This window comes from Streptomyces coeruleoprunus (assembly GCF_039542925.1).
Classification (GTDB): domain Bacteria; phylum Actinomycetota; class Actinomycetes; order Streptomycetales; family Streptomycetaceae; genus Streptomyces; species Streptomyces coeruleoprunus.
Genome location: NZ_BAABIT010000001.1, coordinates 508,184 through 526,053 on the forward strand (window position 1 = coordinate 508,184; position 17,870 = coordinate 526,053).

General features: G+C 72.4%; 16 protein-coding genes and 1 pseudogene. 7 read left to right on the plus strand and 10 right to left on the minus strand.

The window, feature by feature from the left end; genetic code table 11:
* Positions 1-21 precede the first annotated feature (21 nt).
* A complete protein-coding gene (locus ABEB09_RS02380; RefSeq protein WP_345686575.1) occupies positions 22-669 on the minus strand; it encodes an alpha-ketoglutarate-dependent dioxygenase AlkB in 648 nt (215 codons plus the stop codon).
* A gap of 176 nt (positions 670-845) precedes the next feature.
* Between ABEB09_RS02380 and ABEB09_RS02385 the strand changes: the two genes are divergently transcribed.
* Positions 846-1,304 carry an SRPBCC family protein gene (locus tag ABEB09_RS02385; RefSeq protein WP_345686577.1) on the plus strand — a complete coding sequence of 153 codons (459 nt, stop codon included), beginning with the start codon at positions 846-848 and terminating at the stop codon, positions 1,302-1,304.
* A 20-nt stretch (positions 1,305-1,324) separates the two neighbouring features.
* Here the strand turns inward: ABEB09_RS02385 and ABEB09_RS02390 are convergent, their stop codons facing one another.
* Genes ABEB09_RS02390 through ABEB09_RS02405 form a run of 4 tightly spaced genes read right to left on the minus strand, consistent with a single transcriptional unit; the run spans position 1,325 to position 5,026 of the window.
* A complete protein-coding gene (locus ABEB09_RS02390; protein WP_345686579.1) occupies positions 1,325-2,188 on the minus strand; it encodes a class II fructose-bisphosphate aldolase in 864 nt (287 codons plus the stop codon).
* Complete coding sequence (locus tag ABEB09_RS02395) at positions 2,176-3,162, minus strand: 1-phosphofructokinase family hexose kinase (protein ID WP_345686581.1); 987 nt, start codon at positions 3,160-3,162, stop codon at positions 2,176-2,178. The genes ABEB09_RS02390 and ABEB09_RS02395 overlap by 13 nt, the downstream gene beginning before the upstream one ends.
* Positions 3,159-4,070, minus strand: a complete 912-nt coding sequence (locus ABEB09_RS02400) for an ROK family protein (RefSeq protein ID WP_345693818.1) — start codon at positions 4,068-4,070, stop codon at positions 3,159-3,161. Before ABEB09_RS02400 ends, ABEB09_RS02395 begins: the two co-directional genes overlap by 4 nt.
* 5 nt (positions 4,071-4,075) lie before the next feature.
* The gene (locus ABEB09_RS02405; protein WP_345686583.1) at positions 4,076-5,026 is read right to left on the minus strand and encodes an SIS domain-containing protein; all 951 of its coding nucleotides are present in this window, start codon (positions 5,024-5,026) and stop codon (positions 4,076-4,078) included.
* Between the two features lie 210 nt (positions 5,027-5,236).
* Between ABEB09_RS02405 and ABEB09_RS02410 the strand changes: the two genes are divergently transcribed.
* Positions 5,237-6,022, plus strand: coding sequence for a DeoR/GlpR family DNA-binding transcription regulator (locus tag ABEB09_RS02410; RefSeq protein WP_345686585.1), 786 nt, complete (start codon positions 5,237-5,239; stop codon positions 6,020-6,022).
* 21 nt (positions 6,023-6,043) lie between these two features.
* On the opposite strand, the gene ABEB09_RS02415 is transcribed toward ABEB09_RS02410, so the two are convergent.
* From ABEB09_RS02415 to ABEB09_RS02425, 3 genes are read right to left on the minus strand one after another with little or no spacing between them, the layout of a single operon-like run.
* Complete coding sequence (locus ABEB09_RS02415; protein WP_345686587.1) at positions 6,044-6,901, minus strand: carbohydrate ABC transporter permease; 858 nt, start codon at positions 6,899-6,901, stop codon at positions 6,044-6,046.
* Positions 6,898-7,899, minus strand: coding sequence for a carbohydrate ABC transporter permease (locus ABEB09_RS02420; protein ID WP_380841433.1), 1,002 nt, complete (start codon positions 7,897-7,899; stop codon positions 6,898-6,900). Before ABEB09_RS02420 ends, ABEB09_RS02415 begins: the two co-directional genes overlap by 4 nt.
* Before the next feature lie 42 nt (positions 7,900-7,941).
* Positions 7,942-9,201 (minus strand): extracellular solute-binding protein, encoded by a 1,260-nt coding sequence (locus ABEB09_RS02425; RefSeq protein WP_345686589.1) that lies wholly within the window; start codon positions 9,199-9,201, stop codon positions 7,942-7,944.
* 419 nt (positions 9,202-9,620) lie between these two features.
* Between ABEB09_RS02425 and ABEB09_RS02430 the strand changes: the two genes are divergently transcribed.
* Together ABEB09_RS02430 and ABEB09_RS02435 are read left to right on the plus strand one after the other, a co-directional pair.
* Positions 9,621-12,728 (plus strand): TIM-barrel domain-containing protein, encoded by a 3,108-nt coding sequence (locus ABEB09_RS02430; RefSeq protein WP_345686591.1) that lies wholly within the window; start codon positions 9,621-9,623, stop codon positions 12,726-12,728.
* Between the two features lie 161 nt (positions 12,729-12,889).
* Positions 12,890-13,417, plus strand: a complete 528-nt coding sequence (locus ABEB09_RS02435; protein WP_345686593.1) for an ATP-binding protein — start codon at positions 12,890-12,892, stop codon at positions 13,415-13,417.
* On the opposite strand, the gene ABEB09_RS02440 is transcribed toward ABEB09_RS02435, so the two are convergent.
* Entirely contained in the window at positions 13,402-14,055 is a 654-nt protein-coding gene (locus ABEB09_RS02440) for a TetR/AcrR family transcriptional regulator (RefSeq protein WP_345686595.1), read from the minus strand. The two genes, ABEB09_RS02435 and ABEB09_RS02440, sit on opposite strands and share 16 nt — an antisense overlap.
* A gap of 196 nt (positions 14,056-14,251) precedes the next feature.
* Here ABEB09_RS02440 and ABEB09_RS02445 point away from each other — a divergent pair, with 196 nt between their 5' ends.
* Both ABEB09_RS02445 and ABEB09_RS02450 read left to right on the plus strand, forming a co-directional pair.
* On the plus strand, positions 14,252-14,755 hold the full coding sequence (locus tag ABEB09_RS02445; protein WP_345686597.1) for a hypothetical protein: 504 nt from the start codon (positions 14,252-14,254) through the stop codon (positions 14,753-14,755).
* Complete coding sequence (locus ABEB09_RS02450; protein WP_345686599.1) at positions 14,743-16,353, plus strand: hypothetical protein; 1,611 nt, start codon at positions 14,743-14,745, stop codon at positions 16,351-16,353. The genes ABEB09_RS02445 and ABEB09_RS02450 overlap by 13 nt, the downstream gene beginning before the upstream one ends.
* A 52-nt stretch (positions 16,354-16,405) precedes the next feature.
* Here the strand turns inward: ABEB09_RS02450 and ABEB09_RS02455 are convergent.
* Positions 16,406-17,370 (minus strand): annotated as a pseudogene (locus ABEB09_RS02455) (pirin family protein).
* A 102-nt stretch (positions 17,371-17,472) separates the two neighbouring features.
* Between ABEB09_RS02455 and trxA the strand changes: the two are divergent.
* Positions 17,473-17,850, plus strand: a complete 378-nt coding sequence (gene trxA, locus ABEB09_RS02460) for a thioredoxin (RefSeq protein ID WP_345686601.1) — start codon at positions 17,473-17,475, stop codon at positions 17,848-17,850.
* The last annotated feature ends 20 nt before the right edge of the window (positions 17,851-17,870 follow it).

The window sequence follows — 17,870 nt, forward strand, 5'->3', positions numbered from 1 at the left end:
GGGGCGTGCGCGGGGCTCGCCTCAGCCCACGCCGTGCGGTCGGAACTGGACGCTGACGCGGGGGCCGACCGCGCGGCTCGTCTTGGGGACCGCGTGGTCCCATGTGCGCTGGCACGAGCCGCCCATCACCACGAGATCGCCGTGCCCCAGCGGGAGCCGGAGCGCCACGGGGCCGCCGCCGCGCGGGCGGAGGGCGAGGTCCCGGGGGTCTCCGAGGGAGAGGATGGCGACCATCGTGTCCCGCGTGGAGGACCGGCCGGTCCGGTCGCCGTGCCAGGCGACGCTGTCGCGTCCGTCGCGGTAGAGGCAGAGGCCGGCCGTGACGAAGGGCTCGCCCAGCTCGGGCGCGTAATGGGCGCTGAGCGCCGCGCGGGCCTCGGCGAGGACGGGGTGCGGAAGGGGCTCGCCCTCGCGGTAGTACGCGAGGAGGCGGGGTACGGCGACCACGTTGTCGTACATCCTGCGCTCCTCGGCGTGCCACGGCACCCGCGCGACCAGGTCCTCGAACAGCGCGTCGGCGCCCTGGAGCCAGCCGGGCAGGTGGTCGATCCAGGCACCGCCGTCCAGCCCGGTCCGCCGGACACCGCCCAGCGGGCCGAGCCGGATGTCGTCGCCCTGGTCGAACAGGGACCCCTGGAAGGCGGAGAGGTCCGGGCGGAGTGCGGTCATGGGTCCAGCCTAGACGAACAACCGAACACACGAGCGAATCCCTCGCCCGGACTCCGGCGTCGCACGCGGTGTGACGTACGCCACGAGAGGCGGTGTCACGGTCGCGGGGTGGTGCGGTGTCTACGCGGTGAGCCCGCCTCCCAGGAGGGCCTGCCAACCGCGAGAAGGGCAGAGACATGGAGACCCTGACGGTGCGACGCGTCATCGCGGCGCCGATCGCCGACGTGTTCGACTGGTGCGCCACGACCACCCACTACACCCGCTCCCCCTACGTGCTCAGGGCGCGGCTGGCCCGGCCGGGCGCGGGTGCGCCGTACGGGGTGGGCGCCATCCGCCTGCACACGTGGCTGATCGGCTGGTTCCGCGAACGGGTCACCGCCTACCACCCCCCGTACGAGTTCGACTACACCGTCGAACGCTGCTTCCCGCCCGCTCGGCACGAGCTCGGCCGCATGACCTTCACCGAAGTCCCCGAGGGCACGCTCGTCGTCTGGACGACGACGTTCCAGGTCCGCGCCCCTTTCGGCGCCGCCCTGACCCGCGTACTCGCCAAACCTCTCATCGCCCACGTCTTCGGTCGGATCCTCGACACCGCCGGCGCCGCACTCACCGCCGAACCGGTCGACCGGTCCTGAACCTGCGGTGTTCTCGACACTCAGAGGCGGGCGGTCGTGGTGGAGGGGAGCGGGGAGGTGAGGACGCCGAGCAGGCGGGTGACCTCGTGGGTCATCGCCGTGCGTCCGGCGCCCAGGTAGCGGCGTGTGTCGGCCAGCGTGGGGTCCACGTCGAGGGCTTCGCGGGCGGCGCGGGTGAAGACCCGGTTCAGGTGGGTGGCGATGTTGACCTTGGTCATGCCGTGGTCGACGGCGGTGGCGAGGTCCTGGTCCGCGACGCCCGACGAGCCGTGCAGCACCAGGGGCACGGGGACGGCGGTGCGCAGGGCCGCGATGAGCGCGAAGTCCAGTGCGGCGTCGCGGGTGAGCATGGCGTGCGACGTGCCGACGGCGACCGCGAGGGCGTCCACGCCGGTGGCCGCGACGAAGGCCGCCGCCTCGTCCGGGTCGGTGCGCGCTCCCGGGGCGTGCACGCCGTCCTTGCCGCCGACCTCGCCCAGTTCGGCCTCCACCCAGACGCCGGACGCGTGGCAGCGGGCCCGTATGCCGGCCGTGGTGCGGACGTTCTCCTCGTACGGGAGGGTCGACGCGTCGTACATGACCGACGTGAAGCCCAGCGCTGTCGCCTCGTCGACGAGGTCCGGCGACGTCGCGTGGTCGAGGTGGACCGCCACGGGCACCCTCGCGGCGCGGGCGACGGCCAGGGTCGCCGTTCCGATCGGGGCGAGCGCGCCGTGGTAGCGGGCGGTGTTCTCGCTGATCTGGAGGATCACGGGGGCGCCGGCCGCCTCCGCTCCGGCCACGATGGCCTCGGCGTGTTCGAGCTGGACGACGTTGAAGGCGCCGACACCGCTGCGGGTGCGTGCGGCGGGGGTGACGATGTCGGCCGTCCCTACGAGGGGCATCGTGTCTCTCCTGGTGTACGGGGCAGGGGCTGGACGTCCACGCGGCCGCGCAGGCGGCGGTGGACGGCGGGATCGAAGGAGCCCGCCAGTGGGGCGGCCACGGCGGCGGCCGACAGCGCCACCGCCTCGGCGAGCCGTGGCGGCCAGGGCTCCGCGGCGGCCAGGCCGAGCGACAGTGCGGCGACCGCGGCGTCCCCGGCGCCGGTCGGGTTGCCCCGGAGCCGTTCGGGGGGAACCGCGCGCCACGTGCCGTGCGGGGTGACGGCGAGCAGGCCGTCGGGGCCGAGCGAGGCGACGACGGCCTCGGCTCCGGCGGCGCGCAACGCCTCCGCCGCGGCGCGTGCGGCGAGACGGGGCTCGCACCGGCCGGATGCCGGGGAGGGGCCGGACCGGCCTGCGGCCTCGGCGAGTTCGTCGGCGTTCGGTTTGACGAGGGCCGGGGCGGCCGGGAGAGCGGCGAGGAGCGCCGGTCCGCTCGTGTCGAGGAGGGCGGGGACGGCCCGCGCGCGGGCCGCCCGGACGAGCACCGCGTAGGCGTCCTCGGGCAGGCCGGGGGGCAGGCTGCCGGAGAGGACGACGGCGGTGGCCCGGTCGAGGAGGGCCTCGAAGGACTCGCGGAAGCGGGTCCACTCCTCCGGGAGTACCACGGGGCCCGGTTCGAGCAGGGTCGTCGTGTCGCCGGTGTGCGCGTCCACGACGGCGACGGTCCGGCGGGTCTCGCCACGGATGGGGACCAGCCGCTCGGGGAGGCCCCCGTCGGCGAGTTCGCGGCGGACGGCCGCTCCCGTGCCGCCGCCGGCCAGGCCCGTGACGAGGGTCGGATGTCCGAGGGCGTGCAGGACGCGGGAGACGTTGACGCCCTTTCCGCCCGCCCGGGCGGCCACCTCGCGGACGCGGTGTGCCGTGTGGGGGCGGAGCCGGTCGACGTGGTGCGTGATGTCGAGGGCGGCGTTGAGGCTGACGGTGAGGATCACGGCGCCGCTCCCGCGCGGGCCACGAGGTCCCGGGCCAGGTACGCGGCGCCCGTGCAGCCCGCCAGGTCGCCGAGCCGGGCCTCGACGACCTCGGGCGCGGCCTGGAAGGTGAGGTGTGCGGCGAGCGCCGCCCGCAGCGGCCGGAGGAAGGAGTCGCCGGCCCGGGACATGCCTCCGCCGATGACGACGCGCGCGGGGTCGTAGAGGGTGATCGCGGTGGACAGGGCATCGGCGAGCGCCTCGACGGCCTCGGACCAGAGCGCGGCGGCCGTCGGGTCCCCCGCTGCCGCGCGGCCCTGGACCTCCGCGGCGGTGGTGCCGTACCGGCCGGTGGCGCGGGCGTAGCGGCGGGCGATGGCGGACGCGGACGCCACGGTCTCCAGGCAGCCCCGCGCGCCGCAGCGGCAGCGGTCTCCCCGGGGCCGCACCACGACGTGGCCCAGTTCGCCGGCACGGCCGTGGCCGCCGGTCAGGGCCCGGGGCCGGCCACCGGTGAACACGGCGGCGGCGATCCCGGTGCCGACCGGCACGAAGAGGAAGTCGGCGCAGCCCTGTCCCGCGCCGGCCCGGGCCTCGGCCAGGCCGCCGGCCCGGACGTCGTGGCCGAACGCCACGGGCAGGTCGAGGTGTTCGGCCAGCCAGTCCCGGACGGGTACGTCGCGCCAGCCGAGGTTGGCGGCGCGTACGCACACGCCCGCGTCCTCGTCGACGAGTCCGGGGACGACGATCCCGGCCGCCACGGCCGCCGGGCAGCGCCCGGCCAGTTCGGCGGCGCAGCCGAGCACGGTCTCGAGGACGGTGTCCGGGCCGCGGTCCGCCCTGGTGTACCAGCGCTCGGTGTACCGCAGGGTGCCGTCCTCGGAGAACAGACCGCCCTTGATGTACGTGCCTCCGACGTCCAGGGCCATGACCGTCACGAGTCGGCCCCGCCACGCGCCCCGCCCCCGGCCGCCTCGCCATACGCCCGGTTGTGCGCCCCGGCATCGGCACCGGCGTCCGCCAGGACGATGGAGCGGGTCAGGCCCCGCGGCCGGTCGGGGTCGAGGCCGCGGCGTCCGGCCAGGGCGACGGCGACGCGCTGAGCGCGGATCAGGTCGGCGAGGGGGTCGGCCGGCGAGACGGAGGCGCACGCGCCGGTCGTCCGCACCTGGTCGAGGAGGCCGGGGGGCGGCGCGCCGAAGAACCAGACGACGCTCCCGGGCCCCGTGACGCTGATCGGGCCGTGCCGGTACTCCATCGCGGGGTACGACTCCGTCCACGCCCCGGCCGCCTCGCGCAGCTTCAGGGCCGCCTCATGGGCGAGGCCGACGGTCCAGCCGGTCCCGAGGAACGTGAACTGCCCGGCGGCCACCGCCTCTTCGGGGAGCGGGGAGAGCACGGCCCGCTCCGCCTGCTCGGGGAGGTCGGGCGGTACGCAGCCGAGGCCTGCGCGCAGCAGCACGAGGGCCGTCGTGGCGAACCTGGTCTGCACGACCGACCGCTCGTCGGCGAACGAGAGGTCCACGACCGTGTCCGCGGCGTCCCGGACGGGAGTGTCGGGGTCGCCCGTGAGGGCGACGGTGGGGGTGTCCCCGGCGACCCGCCCCAGCGCCGTGAGCACCTCCGTCGTGGTGCCGGAGCGGCTGATCGCGAGCACGCGGTCGTAGCGGCGGGCCACCGGGAACTCGGAGGCGGCGAAGGCGTCGGTCTCGCCGAGGCCGGCGGACTCGCGCAGCGCCGCGTACGCCTGGGCGATGTAGAGGGAGGTGCCGCAGCCGACGACGGCCACGCGTTCGCCGTCCTGCGGCAGTCCGGCCGGGCGCGCCTCCAGCGCACGGCGCCAGCACGCGGGCTGGCTGGTGATTTCCCTGTCGACATGGCTCACGGCGACTCCCGGAGGGGTTTCGCGGCTGGGTGCACCCCAGCTCGCATGCTTGAAGGTGATTTGTTTATACGTCGGACGCTCAACTTTGAGCAAGCATGCGCACGAATACGCATGTGCGGGGTCCGGCGGGTTACGCTCAGCACCCGCAGGTCGCCACACAGGTGAAGGGCGCCCCGCGGGCAAGCGGGCGAGCAGAGCGAGGAGATGGTGATGGGCACGCACGAGCGCTGGACGCGGCTCCTCGACGCGCTGGGCGAGAGGGGCAGCATCGAGGTGGCCGAAGCCTCCGAGCTGCTCGGCGTCTCCCCCGCCACCGTCCGCCGCGACCTGGAGGAGTTGGCCCGCCAGCAGCTGCTGACCCGTACGCGTGGCGGCGCGGTGCTCAGCGGCGTCACGTACGACCTGCCGCTGCGTTACAAGACCGCGCGCAAGGCGGACGAGAAGCAGCGGATCGCCCGCGCCGCCGCCGCGCTCGTCCCGCCGGGCGCCGTCGTCGGGCTGAACGGCGGGACGACGACCTCGGAGGTGGCCCGGGAGCTGGCCACCCGTCCCGACCTGGCCGAGCACACCGCCGGGACCGCGCTGACGATCGTCACCAACGCCGTGAACATCGCCAACGAGCTGGCCGTCCGCCCGCACGTGAAGACCGTGGTGACCGGCGGGGTCGCCCGCCCCCAGTCGTACGAGCTGACGGGGCCGCTCGCGGCCGCCGTGCTCCAGGGCCTGTCGCTCGACTACGCGATCCTCGGCGTCAACGCCGTCGACCCGCGCTTCGGCGCGTCCGCCCACGACGAGGGCGAGGCGAACGTCAACCGGGCCATGGCCGAGCGCGCCGACAAGATCGTCGTGGTCGCCGACTCCACCAAGCTCGGCCGGCGGGCGTTCGCCCGGGTCTGCACGATCGCCGAGATCGATGTCCTCATCACGGACCACGACGCCCCCGACGACCTCGTCGAACAGCTCACCCATCAGGGCGTCGACGTCCACTGCGTCTGAGGCGGCAAGGGGACCCGCCGCTCACTTCACGGAGCCGGCGGTGAGCCCCGAGACCACATGGCGCTCGATGACCGCGAAGAGGATCACCACCGGGACGATCGCGACCACCGAGGCCGCGAAGACCTGGTTCCACTGGACGCTGTAGGCGCCGATCATGTTGTTGATGCCGACGGTCAGCGGCTGCCGCTCGGGCGACGTGGTCAGCGTCAGGCCCATGATGAACTCGTTCCACGCCGCGATGAACGTGAAGATCACGGCGGTGACGATGCCGGGCATGGCCAGGGGCAGGGTCACGCGGAACAGCGCCCCGGCCCGGCTGCTGCCGTCCATCATCGCGGCCTCCTCCAGCTCCACCGGGATCGAGCCGATGTACGCGCTGATGATCCACACCGCGAACGCGAGGTTGAACGCCGCGTTGGCGACCATGAGCACGGTCACGGTGTCGAGCAGTCCCAGGGCGTGGAACTCCCGGTAGAGGCCGACCTGAAGGGCCGTCGGCTGGAACATCTGCGTGACCAGGACGAGCAGGAGGAAGGCCGTGCGCCCCCGGAAGCGCACACGGGCCGTGCAGTACGCGGCCGGCAGCGCCACCAGCAGCACGAGCAGCGTCGAACCGCCCGCGATCAGCAGGGTGTTGGTGAGGTTCTGGCCGAGGGTGGTGTCGGTCCACACCCGGGTGAACGCGGACCAGTCGAAGTGGGACGGCAGGTAGCCGTTGTCGCGCAGCTCGTCGGCGGGCCGGGCGGCCGTGACGACCATCTCGGCGTACGGCAGGAGGAAGAGTGCGGCCAGGGCCCATGCCGTGACGGTGAGCAGGACGGTCCTGGTGCGCGGCCTCGTCCGTACGGTGGCGGTGCGCGCGGTCGTCCGTGTTGTCATCGGGCTGCCTCCTTCCAGCCGCTGACCTTGAGGAAGACCAGCACCATGACGATGACGGCCGCGAAGTTGACCACCGACAGGGCGGCCGACTCGGCGACGTCGTAGCTGCGCAGCATGTACATGAAGACCGTGGTCGTGGCGGTGTCGGCGTCGGGTCCGCCCTGGGTCATGCCCCAGATCACCGGGAACGAGTTGAAGACGTTGATCAGGTTGATCACCAGCGCCACGAGGAACGCCGGCCGCAGGAGCGGCAGGGTGATCCTCGTGTAGGTCTGGAGAGGTGACGCGCCGTCGACGCGGGCCGCCTCGTACACCTCCGCCGGAATCGTCTGGAGTCCGGCGAGGAGGGTGTACGTGGTGAAGGGGAGCGACACGAAGACGGCGACGAACACCAGCCAGGGCTTGGCGTGGGCCGCGTCTCCGGTCCACGCCTCGGCCGTGTCGATGACGCCGAGGTCGAGGAGCAGCCGGTTGAGGACGCCGGCGACCTGGTCGAGCATCCAGCGGAAGCCGATCGCGGTCATCAGGACGGAGGCCGCCCACGGGGCGATCAGGGCCCAGCGGGTGATGGTCCGGCCGGGGAAGCGCTGGTCGAACAGCTGGGCCAGGGCGAGCGAGATAACCATGGTGAGGGCGACCACGACGACCGTCCACACGGCCGTCCAGGTCAGGACGTCGGGGAGGCGCGGGTCGGCGAACAGCTTGCGGTACTTCCCGAACCCGGCGGGCCCCTGGTCGACACCGGACGTGTCGATCCTCCGCAGCGAGGTGCGGACCATCTCGACGACCGGCCAGACGACGACGGCCAGGATGAGGACGACGGCCGGGGATATCCACGGCAGGGCGCCGAGACGCCGCAGGCGGGGGCGAGGACCGGGACCGGGACCGGCCCACCGCGTGGGCCGGCGTCGGCGGAGGGGCCTCGCACCGGCCCGGCGGACGGGGGCGCCGCGCCGGACGGCGGTGCGGTGGGGTTCGGGGATGGTGCGGGTGGACACAGTGAGTTCTCGATTCGGGCGTACGGCCATGGGCCGCTCTCGTTACTGTCCTGCCTGCTGCGCGGCCTGCTGGAGCGCGTCGAGGGTCTGCCGCGGCTCGCTGACGGCGCTGCCGATGCGGGTCTTGATCTGGGCGGAGACGCCCGGCCACGTCGGGTCGCTGAGCGGGTAGAAGGTGGCCGTCGGCAGGATCCGGAGGAAGGGCTTGAGGTCCTTCTGCGCGGGATCGTCCTGGAGCGCCGCGAGCGCGGACCGGGTCACCGGCATCAGGTGGTACGTCTTGGCGAACCGGACCGTGTGCTCCTTCTGGTAGGCGAAGTCCAGGAACGCCTTGATCTCCTTCTTGTGCCCGCCCTTCTTGAACGCCATCACCCAGTCGGCGACGCCCAGCGTGCTGCGGCTCTGCGCGTCCTTGCCCGGCATGGCGGTCCAGGTGACGTCCATGCCCTTGATCTCGGAGAGCTGGCCCGGGAACCCGTTGAGCATGCCGACCTTGCCCGACGCGAAGTTCTTCGTGAGGTCGGTGCGGTTGACGGAGGCGGGGCTCTTCTGCGTGAGGCCCGCGTCGACCCAGCCCTTGAGCTGGGTGAACGTCTCCACGTTGGCGGCGGAGTTGATGGCGTACGCGCCGCTGGAGTCCTGGTAGCCGCCGTTGTTGCCGAGCATCCAGATGAAGGCCTCGGCCTGAGCCTCTTCCTTCCCGAGCGGGACGCCCAGGGGCACCTCCACGCCCGCCTTCTTGAGCGCCGTCGCCGCGGCGGTGACCTCGGCCCAGGTCTTCGGCGGCTTCTTCGGGTCGAGGCCGGCCTTGCGGAACAGCGCGTTGTTGATCAGGAACATCCGCGCGCTGGAGACGAACGGGATGCCGTACCGGGTGTCGCCCTGGCTGCCGGCGTCGGCCATGGCCGGGATGAGGTCCGCCTCGGTGGGCACCGACAGCACTTCGGGTACGGAGTAGAGCAGCCCGCTCTTCGCGAAGTCCGCGTAGCCGCCGGTCTGGAGGAGGTCCGGCTGGTCGCCGTTCTGGACCATGGTCCTGACCTGGGCGTCGATGTCATTCCAGTTGATCACCTGGAGGTCCACCTTGATCGTGGGGTTCTTCTTCTCGAACGCCTTGATCACGTCCTGCCAGTAGGCCCGGCTCGGATTGTCGCCGTTGGAGCCGTAGTCGGCCGCGACGAACGTGATCGTGGTGACGCCGTCGGCCGAGGGACCGGATCCGGCGCCACCGCACCCCGAGAGCGACAGCGCGAGCACACCGGCGACCCCGGCGGCGGACAGGGCGAAGAGACGTCGCTTCATGGCAACTACCGCCTTTTGGTACAGGAGGACCGACGCTCCGGCCGGCCCGCGAAGAGGAGAACGAGCACGCTCGAAGTTGAGCAGGTCGTCGAATATCGCTCAAGTTAGAGCACGCCACCTGGTGCCTGTCATCGATGGACCCCGGTGAGTTATGCAGTTGTGACCCTGTCGACCGACTGAGGCCACACTGAGCAATCGTGCGCGTTATTGATCGGAACAAGTCCATAGTGAGCACTTGACGTCATCCGGGGTGGCTGTTGTCATGACGCGCAGTACTCGGCACGTGTTGTCCGCGAGCACCGCCGGACGGCGGCGCCCGCATGGCCGGAAAGGCGGCTGTGATGCAACGAAGTTCCGTACGAACCCCACGCCGGGGAGGTGGCCGGGCCCGCGGCAGACGCCCGGCGATCCTCGGCCTGGTGGCGGCCCTGGTGGCCGCCGTCTTCTCGGTCGCCGGGCCCGTGTCGCCCGCGGCCGCGGCGAGCGCGGGGGACGTCACCGGCGTCAGCCAGTCCGGGAACACCGTCACGATCAGCACCACGACGGCCGCGAAAGCCCGCGTGGTGATAGCCCGGCAGGACATCTTCCGGATCTGGCTGTCGCCCAACGGCGGCTTCGCCGACGACCCGGCGGGCAACGCCCTCGCCGTCGCCACCGACTTCGGGCCGGTGACCACGAGCGTCACGGACGCCGGCACCCACTACCGGATCAGCACCCCGGCGCTGAGCATCCGCGTCAACAAGTCCCCGCTGCGGTTCTCCGTCTACCGCGCCGACGACAGGACCCTCGTCTGGGCCGAGTCCCAGCCCCTGTCCTGGACCGGCACGCAGACCAGCCAGTACCTCGCCCAAGGCCCCGACGAGCAGTTCTACGGCACCGGCCTGCGGCTCGGCGAGTGGGCGCTGCGCGGCAAGACCGTCCCGGTGTCCGTCGCCAACACGTGGAAGGAGAACACCAACGCCAGCCCGGCGCCGTTCTACATGTCCACCAACGGCTACGGCGTCATGCGCAACACCTGGGCCCCCGGTACGTACACCTTCGGGGCGCCCGGCACGTTCACGCACAACGAGAGCCGCTTCGACGCCTGGTACTTCGTCGGCGACTCCCTCAAGGGTGTGCTCGACGCGTACACGGACGTCAGCGGCAAGCCGTTCCTGGCGCCGATGTGGGGCTTCGAGCTGGGTAACGCCGACTGCTGGAACGCCTCCAACCCCGACTACCAGGGGGACCACAACCGCCTGCGCCACCAGACCACCAAGGACGTCCTCGGCTACGCCACCGACGCCCGCGCCGCCGACATGCCCTCCGGCTGGTTCCTGCCCAACGACGGCTACGGCTGCGGATACACGGACCTGAAGGCGACCGTCGACGGGCTCAGGGCGAAGGGCTTCCAGACCGGCCTGTGGACGTCCACCGGGCTGGCGAACATCGATCAGGAGGTGGGCACCGCCGGCAGCCGCGGTGTGAAGACCGACGTGGCGTGGATCGGCCCCGGCTACAAGTACGCCTTCGACGGCGTCCAGCAGGCCGTGGACGGCATCGAGCGCAACTCCGACGCCCGCCGCTACGTCTGGACGGTCGACGGCTGGGCCGGCACGCAGCGCAACGCCGTCGTCTGGACCGGCGACACGCCCGGCACCTGGGACGCCATGCGCTGGCACGTCCCGGCCATCACGGGCGCCGGCCTGTCCGCGCTCAACTACGCCTCCGGCGACATCGACGGCATCTTCCAGGGCAGCCCCAAGACCTACGTCCGCGACCTCCAGTGGAAGGCGTTCACCCCGGCGTTCATGACGATGTCCGGCTGGGGCGCCACCAACCCGGAGACCGGCTACCAGGACAAGCAGCCCTGGCGGTTCCCCGACCCGTACCTCTCCATCAACCGCAAGTACCTCAAGCTCAAGATGCGGATGATGCCGTACCTGTACTCGGCGAGCCGCGTCGCCACCGAGACCGGCACGCCCACCGTCCGCGCCATGGTCCTGGAGTACCCGGACGACCCCGTGGCGCGCGGGAACCAGACCAGCGGCCAGTTCATGTCCGGCGACTCGCTCCTGGTCGCGCCCGTCGTCACCGACACCACGACCCGCGACGGCATCTACCTGCCCGTCGGCACGTGGACGGACTACTGGACCGGCAGGACCTATGCCGGCCCCGGCTGGCTCAACGGCTACTCCGCCCCGCTCGACACCCTTCCCCTCTTCGTGAAGGGCGGCGGCATCGTGCCGATGTGGCCGCAGATGAACTACACGGGCGAGAAGCCGGTGGACAGGCTCACCTACGACATCTATCCGCGCGGCTCGTCGACGTTCACGCTGTACGAGGACGACGGCATCACCCGCTCCTACAAGTCCGGCGCGTACGCCAAGCAGAAGGTGGACGTCACCGCGCCCGCCTCCGGCACCGGCGACGTGCGCATCGCCGTCGGCGCGAGCACCGGCACGTACGCCGGCAAGCCCGCGTCGCGCGGCTACGAGTTCACCGTCCACGCGGCCGCCGCCCCCGCCGGCGTCACCGTCGACGGCACCACCCTGCCGGCGCTGACCTCCAAGAGCGCCTACGACTCCGCCACCACCGGCTGGTACTTCGACCCCGCCGACCGGTCCGGCACCCTGTGGATCAAGGCGGGCGGCAAGTCGGGCGCGTTCACCGTCACCGCGTCCGGCGTGACGCTCCTGCCCGCCGGCCAGGTGCCCGGTACCGGCGCCCCGATCTCGAAGGCCGGCTGGAAGGTCCAGTACGTCGACAGCCAGGAGACCTCGGCCGAGAACGGCGCCGCCGCCAACGCCATCGACGGCGACCCGGCCACCCGGTGGCACACCGCCTACTCCGGCGGATCGGCCGCGGCGCTGCCGCACGAGATCCAGATCGATCTCGGGGCGCGGTACGACGTCGACAGCCTGTCCTACTTGCCGCGCCAGGACGGCGCGAGCAACGGCCGGATCGGGGCGTACGAGGTGTACGTCTCCGACACGACGGCGAGTTGGGGCAGCCCGGTCGCCACGGGCGCGTTCACCGACACCGCGACCGAGAAGAAGGTCACCTTCGCGCCGAGGACCGGGCGTTACCTGCGCCTCAAGGCCCTGACGGAGGCGGGGGACCGGGGCCCGTGGACCAGCGCGGCCGAGATCTCCGCAACGGGCAGAGCCACCCCGCTCCCGGCGAACACGACGCTGGTCAACGGGGCTTCGTCGTCCTGCGTCGACCTGCCGTACGGCTCCACGACGGCGGGCACCGAGCCGACGCTGTACGCCTGCCACGGCGGCACCAACCAGCGCTGGACGTTCACGGCCGCCGGCACGCTCACCGGCAAGGACGGCGTCTGCCTCGACGGCTCGGCCACCACCGTCGCCGTGCAGCCGTGCAACGGCTCGACGGGCCAGAAGTGGCAGCTCGGCCCCCAGTCGAGCGTGACCAGCGGCGGCCGCTGCCTCGCCCCCGTCCGGTCCGGCACCGCCAACGGCACCAAGCTGGAACTCGCCACCTGCTCGGCCACCGCGGCCCAGCGCTGGACGCCCACCAGCTGATCGCCACCCCCCTGACCTGCGCCTCCGGCCCTCTGCTCCAGGGCCGGAGGCGCAGGGCACATGAAAACCTAGACATCCAAAGTTTTCGTACCTACGGTGGCAGAACCGGACGGCTTCACGCCGTCGACCGCGCCCCGCCCCCCGGCGCAAAGGAGCCCCCCATGTTCATCGCCACCCCGCCCGCCACCGTGCGGAACGCCCCGCTGAGCGGTTCCCCCGACGTCGCTCCCGACCGGCCCGGCCCGACCGCGCACGACACCCGGCGGGCCCTGTGCGTCATGCCGGCGACCGTCGAGGCGGTCCCTTCGCTCCGGCGCTTCGCCCGGGACACGGCACACCGCTGGAGCCTGGGCGAGCACACCGACGAGGCCCTCGCCGTCATCGTCACCGAACTGGTCACCAACGTCGTGCGGCACAGCGGCAGCCCCGATGTCGCGGTCCTCCTGACGACCACGGGGCGAACGGTCGCCGTGCGGGTCCAGGACACCGGCCGGTGGCGGCCCCGACGCCCGCGCCTGCCCGGCGACGGCGCCGACGCGTGCTGCGGCCGGGGGCTTGAGCTGGTGCGCGCGTACGCCCTCGACTGCGCCGTCGTACGGACGGCACGCGGCACGCGGGTGGCCGTGACCCTGGCCCCCGGGGCCGAGGGTGAGCGGGAACCGTCGGGCCCGGACTACTCCCCCGGCTGAGGGCCGGCCGCGTGCCCGCCGCCCTCCGCCCCCGCGCGCCCCTCACGTTCCAGGGCGTCCAGCAGCACATCGCGCAACCGTCCGATGTCCCCGGCCATGTCGATCGACGGCTCCAGCAGCCACTGGAGCTGGAGGCCGTCGGTCGCGGCCAGCAGGACCCGGGCGGCCCAGTCGGCGTCGCGGCCGGCCCCCGGCCCGGCGGACTCGAGCCCCGGGGGCGGACCGGCGAGAAGCAGGGCCGCGATCTGCTGCCGCAGTACCCGGTAGCGCTCGGTGAAGAACGCGTGCCCCGGGTGGTCCGGGTTGGCGGCGGCCGCCGCGATGTCCAGGAACAGCTTGACCAGCCCGGGTGTGGCGGCGTTCTCCGCCAGCAGCTCCGTGCGCCAGAGCACGGTCTCCGGCGTGTACGCCTCGGAGGCGGCGACGTCACGGGCTTCGATCACCGCGGTGAGCAGGGCTTCACGGCTGCCGAAGTGGTGCAGCACCCCCGCGTCGGTCATCCCCACCCGCTGGGCGATGTCCCGCACCGACACCCCCCGACTGCCCGCCTCGGCATAGGCGGCCAGGGCGGCGTCGAGGATCTTCTGCCGCTTGGCGGCGGTCTTGGCGTAGGGCCCTCGGGACCCGCGTGTGCTCACCCGGGCAATGTAGCCACACACCCCGACTCAAAACCTTGACCCCCCATGTTTTGCGGCGCGGGGCGAGAACGGGCCCATGAGACGGTCGGACACGGCACCCGCAGTCACGACGAGAGCCTGGCCGTCGTCTTGCGCGGGGCCGTCGTGGGGGTTTCGGCGTCCTGGGCGTACGGCATGCTGGAGCCAGGGGGGACGCATGACGAAGAGGCTCAGGTGGCTGCTCGTCGTTCTGGCCACCGTATGCGCGGCGGTCTGGGCTCTCGTACAGCTGCTCAGGGGCGGTCAGGACGCGAGCGGCGTCTCGTCGATCGTGTCCATGGTGCTCACGTCCGTGGGGCTCGTCCTCGCGCTGGCCGGCTATGAGTCGACCAGGAGAACCGTCCCGCAGCCGGTCGACGCGCTCCAGCACGCCCGGAGCGCCGCGGAAACCCTGGCGAAGAGCCTGCTGGCCGCCGAGGAGAGACAGCTGCGCGCCCTCGTGGGGAGGGACGAAGAGCTGCTGAGCGTGACCTTCACCCGCCGTCCCGATGGGGGGAGTTCAGGCGCGGGCCCCGACAGGGGGCAGCTGACGAGCAGCGGTCCGGCGGCGAGCGGGGACCTTCCCGACATCGTCACGTACTACCGGTCGTGCACGAAGCCGCGCCTCGTCGTCACCGGTGCCCCGGCGCCGGCAAGACGGTGCTGTCGGTGGCGCTGGTGAGGGGGCTCATCGAGGGGCGCCAGCCGGACGACCCCCTGCCCGTACGGGTGTCGCTGGCCGAATGGGACATGAAGGACTCGTTCGACGAGCTTTTGACCGGCCACCTGATCAAGGCGGGGACGTCCGAGGAACGCGCGACGTGGATGGTGCGGAACGGGTTCGTCCTGCCCGTCCTGGACGGCCTGGACGAGATGGACCCGGGCCTCACCGATGCCGACCGCAACCCCCGCCGCGGCCCGGACGGGCGGCAGTTGCCGGACCCGGAGGCGCCGCGCGCCCTGGCCGCGTTGAAGGTGCTCGGCAACCACGGCGCGATGGTGTCCCGGTTTCCGCTGATTCTCCTGTGCCGCACGCGCCACTACGACGCCCTGCCGTCGGGCAGCCATCTGGAGCACGCCGTCCGCGTCGACATCGATCCCATGGACCACGGGCGCGTCGTGGAACATCTCACCACGGTGTTCCGGGGTGAGGCGCGCTGGCTCGCGTTCGTCCGGGACCTGCCCGCGCACCCCGTGCTGCGCCGGGCCCTGACGACACCCTGGTGGCTGCTCCTGCTCAAGGCCGTGTACCACAGGCGCGGCGACCCGTCGGAGCTCTTCGGCTGCGCCACGGAGCGTGCGCTGAAGGATCGGCTGCTGTCCCTGTTCATCCCGGCCGTCCTGGACCTGCGCCCGGCGCCGTACGACGCCGCCCGGGTCAGGGACTGGCTCGGCGTGATCGCCCGGCACCTGCGGAACGGGCCCGGTGCGGGAGAACGCGTGGACATCCACCGGCCCCAGCTGTGGCCGATCGCCGGCCCTGCCCGTGTGCGCTTCTGCGACTCCGTGGCGGCCGCCGTGGTCTTCCTCGCGCTGACACTGCCGTTGCTGCTCTTCAGGGAGAGTCCGGCGCCCTGGCTGTTCGGGACCGTCGGGATCGGTGTCGTGCTGTTGGTATGGGAGGTGTCCAGGCAGGCGGGTGACCGGCCGCCGTGCGTGCCGTGGGGGCGTGTGTTCTCCGGCGCGACCCTGACCCTGGTCATCGACACGCTGCCCGTGGCGCTCGTCCTGTCCGTGCTGGGCGGACTGCTCGCCCTTCCCGCCGCCTGGCTGGCCGGCACGTTCGGTCTCGCGTCCCTCGTCTCGTTCCTGCCCGCTCTCGGGGTGCTCTGGTCGGTCCTCATGGGCGTACGGGGCGTGACGGGGCCCGGCGTCACTCACGCCTTCACAGGTACGTACGCACCTGATGTCAACGCGGCCGTGAGGTGGCGCTACGTACTGCGGGGCGATCTCCTCCTGGGGTGTGCCATGTTCGTCGCCGCCGGAATCTCCATCGTGATGGGCCGGTGGGTGATGTCCTTCTCGGACGAGCTGGTGCTCTCCTCGGTGCCGGTCCCGGACGTGGTGACCTTCGGTCTGGTGGCCGCGGCTCTGCAGTGGGTGATGGTGTTCGGCGGCGGCCGCCGGTACCTGGTGTTCCTGTTGTGCGTGCGCGGCCGACTGCCCCGCCGGCTCGGGCGGTTCCTGCGGTGGTCCCACGAGGGCGGCCTGCTGCGCACCTCGGGCGGCGCCTACCAGTTCCGGCACCGCGAGCTGCAACAGTGGCTGGACGCCGGATAGCGGGGCGAGAAGCGGCTTCGCAGTCACCGGTTGTCGGCGGGGCCTCCCCCGTTCAGCGCACCCTCCCCCGTGGTTTCAGCGGGCCCGGCGGGAGTTCGGGGGCGGGCAGGGGGGCTCCGTCGTAGCCCTTGACCTCGCCGAAGCGGGTGCCCTTCATCCAGGCCTCGCGGGCCTCGGCGATCTCGTCGTGGGTGCGGCCGATCAGGTTCCACCACATGACCAGTTCCTCGGCGAAGGGTTCGCCGCCCAGGAGCATCAGGCCCGCGTCCGACTCCGCGCGCAGGGGGAGTTCGGTGCGGCCGCAGCCGAGGTAGAGCATCGAGCCGGGCAGGACGGGCACGTCGTCGACGTGGGTCTCGCCCGACATGCACAGCACCGCGTACTCGAAGTCCGGGTCCAGGGGCAGCCGGGCCGTGGCGCCCCGGGCGAGCGCCAGGTCGGCGCCGACGATCGGGGTGTACGTGGTGCCGGGGGAGGTCGCGCCGTCCAGGCTGCCCAGGATCAGAGTGGCCGTCAGGCCCGGGCCGTGACCTGCGGCAGGGCGGCGTGGTGCTCGAAGTGCGGGTCCACATGGCGGTGTTCCCCGGGCAGGGCCACCCACAGCTGGGCGCCGTGCAGGTAGCGGGCGTGGGGGCGGGGGCTCTCCTCGGAGTGGGAGATCGCCCGGCCGGAGGTCATCAGGCCCAGCTCGCGGGGGCGGATCGTCTGGAGGCTGCCGGTGCTGTCGCGGTGCAGCACCTCGCCCTCGTGGAGCCAGCTGACGGTCTGGAGGCCCATGTGGGGGTGGGGCGGGACCTGCATGCCGGGTTCCTCGGCGATGTCGTCGGGCCCGTAGTGGTCGACGAACGCCCAGGCGCCGACCATGCGGCGGCCGAGGTTCGGGAGCAGTCGGCGTACCTCGGTGGACTCACCGAGCTGGACGCGGCGCGGGCTGAGGAGTTCCCTCACGGGCTCCGCGACGACGAAGCCACGGCCGCCGCACACGGCGGGCGCGGCCTGGCGGTCAAGGTTGCTCATGCCGCACAACCTAGGGGATCGCGGGCCGGCGCGGCGGTGGAATAGTGGCGTGACCCGCACCGTTGTGCCGGGCACCGACGCATCCTCGAGAAGGCAGGCGGCATGAGCACCGTTGAGCTCACCAAGGAAAACTTCGACCAGGTCGTCTCGGACAACGACTTCGTCCTGATCGACTTCTGGGCGTCCTGGTGCGGGCCGTGCCTGCGGTTCGCGCCCGTGTTCGATAAGGCGTCGGAGCGCCACTCCGATCTGGTCTTCGGCAAGGTGGACACCGAGGCGCAGCCGGAGCTGGCCGCGGCCTTCGGTGTCCAGTCCATTCCGACGCTGATGATCGTGCGGGAGAAGGTGGCCGTCTTCGCGCAGCCCGGTGCGCTGCCCGAGCCGGTCCTGGAGGACCTGATCGGGCAGGCGCGCGGGCTGGACATGGACGCCGTACGGAAGTCGATCGAGGAGGCGGCCGGCGACGAGGCCGGGGCCTGACCCGAAAGGCCGGGACGCGA

What these genes read in the sequence shown, in the direction of transcription:
- ABEB09_RS02400 (WP_345693818.1), bottom strand. Translation starts at nt 4,070, where the DNA reads ATGGCCCTGGACGTCGGAGGCACGTACATCAAGGGCGGTCTGTTCTCC.
- ABEB09_RS02390 (WP_345686579.1), bottom strand. Translation starts at nt 2,188, where the DNA reads ATGCCCCTCGTAGGGACGGCCGACATCGTCACCCCCGCCGCACGCACC.
- ABEB09_RS02415 (WP_345686587.1), bottom strand. Translation starts at nt 6,901, where the DNA reads ATGACAACACGGACGACCGCGCGCACCGCCACCGTACGGACGAGGCCG.
- ABEB09_RS02445 (WP_345686597.1), top strand. Translation starts at nt 14,252, where the DNA reads ATGACGAAGAGGCTCAGGTGGCTGCTCGTCGTTCTGGCCACCGTATGC.
- trxA (WP_345686601.1), top strand. Translation starts at nt 17,473, where the DNA reads ATGAGCACCGTTGAGCTCACCAAGGAAAACTTCGACCAGGTCGTCTCG.
- ABEB09_RS02425 (WP_345686589.1), bottom strand. Translation starts at nt 9,201, where the DNA reads ATGAAGCGACGTCTCTTCGCCCTGTCCGCCGCCGGGGTCGCCGGTGTG.
- ABEB09_RS02380 (WP_345686575.1), bottom strand. Translation starts at nt 669, where the DNA reads ATGACCGCACTCCGCCCGGACCTCTCCGCCTTCCAGGGGTCCCTGTTC.
- ABEB09_RS02410 (WP_345686585.1), top strand. Translation starts at nt 5,237, where the DNA reads ATGGGCACGCACGAGCGCTGGACGCGGCTCCTCGACGCGCTGGGCGAG.
- ABEB09_RS02435 (WP_345686593.1), top strand. Translation starts at nt 12,890, where the DNA reads ATGTTCATCGCCACCCCGCCCGCCACCGTGCGGAACGCCCCGCTGAGC.
- ABEB09_RS02385 (WP_345686577.1), top strand. Translation starts at nt 846, where the DNA reads ATGGAGACCCTGACGGTGCGACGCGTCATCGCGGCGCCGATCGCCGAC.